The organism is uncultured Nostoc sp. (assembly GCF_964245445.1).
Classification (GTDB): Bacteria; Cyanobacteriota; Cyanobacteriia; order Cyanobacteriales; family Nostocaceae; genus Nostoc.
Window position 1 is genome coordinate 1 of the sequence record NZ_CAXTNE010000404.1, and the last position, 5,278, is coordinate 5,278.

General features: G+C 43.6%; 5 protein-coding genes. 4 read left to right on the plus strand and 1 reads right to left on the minus strand.

Annotated elements, in window-relative coordinates:
* The 3 genes from ACFE90_RS35990 to ACFE90_RS36000 all read left to right on the plus strand — a co-directional run.
* On the plus strand, positions 1–286 hold a 286-nt coding region (locus ACFE90_RS35990), incomplete at its 5' end, for an ATP-binding protein (protein WP_375507034.1).
* A gap of 78 nt (positions 287–364) precedes the next feature.
* Positions 365–790 (plus strand): response regulator, encoded by a 426-nt coding sequence (locus ACFE90_RS35995; RefSeq protein ID WP_375507035.1) that lies wholly within the window; start codon positions 365–367, stop codon positions 788–790.
* A gap of 34 nt (positions 791–824) precedes the next feature.
* On the plus strand, positions 825–3,830 hold the full coding sequence (locus tag ACFE90_RS36000; RefSeq protein ID WP_375507036.1) for an EAL domain-containing protein: 3,006 nt from the start codon (positions 825–827) through the stop codon (positions 3,828–3,830).
* 494 nt (positions 3,831–4,324) lie between these two features.
* Here ACFE90_RS36000 and ACFE90_RS36005 read toward each other — a convergent pair whose 3' ends face one another.
* On the minus strand, positions 4,325–4,729 hold the full coding sequence (locus ACFE90_RS36005) for a Fur family transcriptional regulator (RefSeq protein ID WP_375507037.1): 405 nt from the start codon (positions 4,727–4,729) through the stop codon (positions 4,325–4,327).
* A gap of 144 nt (positions 4,730–4,873) precedes the next feature.
* Between ACFE90_RS36005 and purS the strand changes: the two genes are divergently transcribed.
* Positions 4,874–5,152, plus strand: a complete 279-nt coding sequence (gene purS / locus ACFE90_RS36010) for a phosphoribosylformylglycinamidine synthase subunit PurS (protein WP_100897184.1) — start codon at positions 4,874–4,876, stop codon at positions 5,150–5,152.
* Positions 5,153–5,278: the final 126 nt, after the last annotated feature.

Below are 5,278 nucleotides of genomic sequence, written 5' to 3' on the forward strand. Positions count from 1 at the left end.
CCCCCAATCCCCACTCCGTGGGGGCCCCGAGTCCCCCTGCCTCTTCGTTCAAAGCAGCCAATCCTATCAAATCCTTGTAGAAGACAACGGCATTGGATTTGAAGAAAATTATCGAGAGCGGATCTTTGGAGCTTTTGAACGATTGCACGGGCGGATGGAGTTTGAAGGTACAGGTATGGGTCTAGCCATTTGCCGTAAAATTACCGAGCGGCACAATGGCACAATTACAGCTCAAAGTAAAATAGGACAAGGCTCAACCTTTGTAATTACTTTCCGAAAAGAGTAATTCGTAATTCACATTAAACGTGAATTGGTATTATTTTCCCTATTCCCTGTCATCTGTTATTTAAAATAATAGTATTAAATGACACATAATACTCCCTTTGTTCTCATTGTGGCGGACGATAACCCCGACGATCGCTTACTGCTTCAAACGGCTTGGGAAGAAACGGCTCCCGTCTTTTTATATCTTGTTGAAGATGGTCAAGAATTGATGGACTTACTTTATCGTCAAGGTAAATATACAGGTACAGAAGTAATAATTTATCCTGACCTCATCTTGGTCGATCTGAAAATGCCGCGAAAAAACGGACATGAAGCACTTGCAGAAATCAAGACTCATCCCGAACTCAGTAAAATTCCGGTTGTGATTTTAACAACTTCAAATGCAGAATCAGACGTAGCTCGTAGCTATAAATTAGGAGCAAATGCTTGTATGACTAAACCGGAGTCCTTTGAAAACCTGCTCCAACTCGTACAGACACTTTATCAAACCTGGTTAAAGCTATGAAGTTGCGGTTTTTACCTCCAAGGACAAAAGCAGAATGGCAATTTTGAACAACACCCGAATTCGAGTGCTGCTTGTGGAAGATAACGAAGATGACTACATCATCACTCGTGACTTACTCGCTGATGTTCAAGATACGCAGTTTGAATTGGAATGGGTATCTACGTATGAGACTGCATTGGAAACAATCTCTCGCCTACAGCATGATGTTTACCTACTCGACTATCGCCTCGGCGTTCACAATGGCTTAGAAATTTTGCAGCAGATGCTCAACAGTGGCAGCGACGCACCCATTATTTTGCTCACTGGTTCTTCAACGCGCACAATTGATATCGAAGCGATGCAGTTAGGTGCAACTGACTTTCTCTCTAAAAGTGAAATTAGTGGCGGACAGTTAGAGCGAACGCTACGCTATGCCGTCCGGCAACGACAGCTCTATCAGCAAATCAAACACCAAGCACAGCGAGAGCAAGCCCTCAATCGCATCGTTCATAGCATTCGCAACTCGCTAGACCTCAACACTATTTTTTTAACTGCAACCTACGAAATTGCTGAACTGTTGCAAGCGGATCTAGCTGGGATTGTGCAATATTACCCAGCACAGCAGCTTTGGCGCACCATTTCAGAACACCGCCGCCATCTCGACCTGCCTGAGACTTTGGGATTTGAGTTTTTGGATGTCGGTAGTGAAATTGCTGTTCGTCTCAAGCAGTTGGAAATTGTCCAATTTGAAGACATCAGTACGTATGAGAACCCACTCGCTCAGGTTTATGCTCAAACGTTTCCCGGTTCTTGGCTGCTAGTGCCACTGCATTTTGGCTCAACGGTTTGGGGAAATTTGTGGTTAGTCAGAGATAAACAGCTTTTCTCTTGGCAGGACTGGGAGGTAGAACTTACCTGTGCGATCGCCGACCAGTTGGCGATCGCTATTCAACAATCCCAACTCTATCAGCAGGCTCAACTGATGGAGGCTCGATTCCAAACGTTTATGAATTGTAGCTCTACCGTCTCCTTTATGAAGGATGAGCAAGGAAAGTATGTTTATCTCAATCGCCCCTTTGAACAACTTTTTCAGGTTCAACAAAGCGATTTACAAGGCAAAACTGATTTCGACTGGCTACCGGAAGAAACTGCAAGACAAGTTTACGAGAACGATCGGCAGGTTTTGGCTACAGGGCAGGGAATGGAAATCGTGGAAACAGTATCTACTCCAGACGGCTGTTTACATCATTGGTTAGTCTCCAAGTTTCCCTTTACAGACCCAACAGGACAACGTTTTGTCGGAGGTGTGGCGATCGATATTACTCAGCAAAAGCAATTGGAACAAGCACTCTTCCAAGAGAAAGAACTGGCTCAAGTCACCTTGCAGTCGATTGGCGATGCAGTAATTACCACCGACGCGATGGGGCGGATTCAGTATCTTAATCCAGTTGCAGAAGCGATCGCCGGGTGGAGTCAGGCAGAGGTGCAAGGATTGCCGTTATTCGACGTGTTCCGACTGGTTGATGAAATCACTCGTCAACCCGTCCCACATCCAGTTGAAAAGGCATTACGCGAGGGATGCATTGCCAAACTGGTGAAGAATACCGTCCTTGTGACTCGTAGTGGCAACGACTTGCCAATCGATGATTCAGCTGCTCCGATTCGTGCTAGAGACGGTCAAATTGTCGGAGCTGTCATGGTGTTTCAGGACGTGTCACATACTCGCAATCTGACACATCAACTCTCCTGGCAAGCTAGTCATGATGCCTTAACTGGGCTAGTCAACCGTCGAGAGTTTGAAAACTACTTAGAAAACGCTTTAACGATAGCAAAGCAATACGATCAAACTCATATTTTGTGCTATCTCGACTTAGACAATTTTAAAATTGTCAATGATACCTGCGGTCACGCGGCAGGCGATCAACTCTTACGCCAAGTGGCAACCTTATATCAATCTGAGATACGCAAAACTGATATACTAGCCCGTTTGGGTGGTGATGAATTTGGTATCTTGCTGAGTCAGTGTCCATTAGACCAGGCAATCCGCATTGCTAATACGCTTCGAGATCGAGTTAAAGCGTTTCGTTTTGTGTGGCAAGACAAGTTATTTACAATTGGAGTCAGTATTGGGATTGCAATCATCACTGCTGATACTACAAATATTGCTAGCGTCTTGATTGCAGCCGATTCTGCCTGCTATGCTGCCAAAAACAACGGGCGGAATCGAGTTCATATTTATCAAACTAACGATCTGAATTTGGCAAGACAACAAGGCGAGATGCAGTGGGTGACGCGCCTAACTCAAGCATTAGAAGAAAATCGATTTTATTTATACTATCAATCTATTGTACCTACGACTCCAACTCCATCAAGTAAACGGCATTATGAAGTGCTTTTGCGCCTGTGGGATGAAACTGGCAATTTGATTCTACCCGGCGCTTTTATTCCAGCAGCCGAACGCTACAACTTGATGCACCTGATTGATCGCTGGGTTGTGCGAACATTATTTGCGGCGCTAGAACAGCATTGCTGTAGTTCTTGTGAGCATTGCTCAACTGAAAATGCTTACTGTGGCTGTATACACGCTGTTAATCTCTCAGGTGCCAGTATCAATGATGATGAGTTTATTGATTTTCTGCGCGAACAGTTTGCCTTACATCAAATTCCGCCTTCGCGCATTTGTTTTGAGATTACGGAGACTGTTGCCATTGCCAACCTGACAAAAGCAGTTGAATTTATTAACGACCTCCGCAGTCTTGGCTGCTGCTTTGCGTTAGATGATTTTGGTAGTGGCATGTCCTCATTTGCCTACCTCAAGAATCTGCCTGTAGACTATCTCAAAATTGACGGTGGGTTCATCAAAAACATTGTGGACAATCCCATCGATTCTGTAATGGTTGAGGCAATTCATCAAATTGGACAGGTGATGGGAATTCAAACCATCGCTGAGTTTGTCGAAAATGATGCCATTTTAGAAAAAGTCACCACACTAGGAGTTTCCTACGCTCAGGGATACGGTATTGCTAAACCGCGTCCTCTAGTATTTATAGCAAATTGCTGAGAAGCCAGCGCCGTGGAGGAGGTTCCCCCCGTTGAATGTTTTCAAGCTCTCTGTTCCGGAAAAAGTGCAATCAAATCAGAGTATGAGTCGAAAAAATTTTCCATTTTTTATTTATCCATAATGAAAAATTACAAAAAATCATTATGGAAAATGAAGACTAACCTCAGCCAATTGACTCAAACCTACTTCAGTTTCATTGAGTAGTAATTGTTCAACTGTATCGCTTAAAGCTTCTGTCCAATACAAAGGAGCGATAACGCTTGTATCTAAATAAATCAATGACGTTCCTCTGTACGTGCATTTATGACAGTTGTACTCAATGACTCACCCTTAATCGCAAGAGAATCACGAAATTGTTTCATACTGCTCACACCATTTCTTTATGAAAATTCACATCATTAGCCTGCGGTAAGCCGCTTTACTTCTATGTTCTGGTAGCCACGGGCTTTAGTTTGTAGGAGAATAAAGTGCAACACCATATAAAATTGATATGACTATTGACTAATCCCACTAGCTTGATTTATTTGGCATTCGTTGCACAACCCAAAAAATTCTAGGGTGTGGTAAAAAACTTTAAACTTATGGCTGGATTCTAACTGGTCTTCTAGGTCATGAACGGGGCATTGATTAATTGGAATTGATACACCACATTGCAAGCAAGTAAGATGGTGTTTGTCTTGCTGCGCTAGGCTATAGAGGGCTTCACCATTAGCCAAATTCCGCACTTGTACCATGCCTTCGAGTTTTAAGGCTTCTAGGGAACGGTAAACTGTTGCTAAACCCATGCTCTGATTTGTGTTACGTAGTTCTACGTAAATATCTTGAGCGGAAATGCCTTTTTTGATGGTTTTCAGTAGGTTGAAAATACGCTCTTGACTGCGGGTGCGTATGGCTCTCATAGACAATTATTTAAATATGCCACTGTAGTTGAAGCTGTTAGATGGGCTAATTGATCAATTAACTTTAACTGCTTCGTAATCTTATTTTCACTCAGTTGGAACAGAAAGTTATAGTATAGCGATCGCAGCATTCAGCAAAAGCCCGTGCAAACCAAGTATCTAGCCAAAATTTTTGTGACGCTTCGTCCTTCAGTCTTAGACCCTGCTGGCGTGGCTGTACAATCCGGTCTTAAGCAAATGGGATACGAGAACGTTGACCAGGTGCGGATTGGTAAGTACATTGAACTCACCATTACATCGTCTGATGAGAAAAAAGCTCGTCAAGACCTTGATCGCATTTGTGACCAAATGCTAGCAAATCCCGTGATTGAAAATTATCGCTTTGATTTGATTGAGGTCGAAACACAGACTGGGGTATTTTAGGGATTAGGCATTGGAAAGAGGCAGAGGGGCAGTTCTTGCTGGGAGCAGAGGGGAAAGAGCTAATTTTTTATTCTCCTTTTGTTCCCCTTTCCTCTCCTGCCCCCTTTCCTCTCCTGCTCCCTGCCC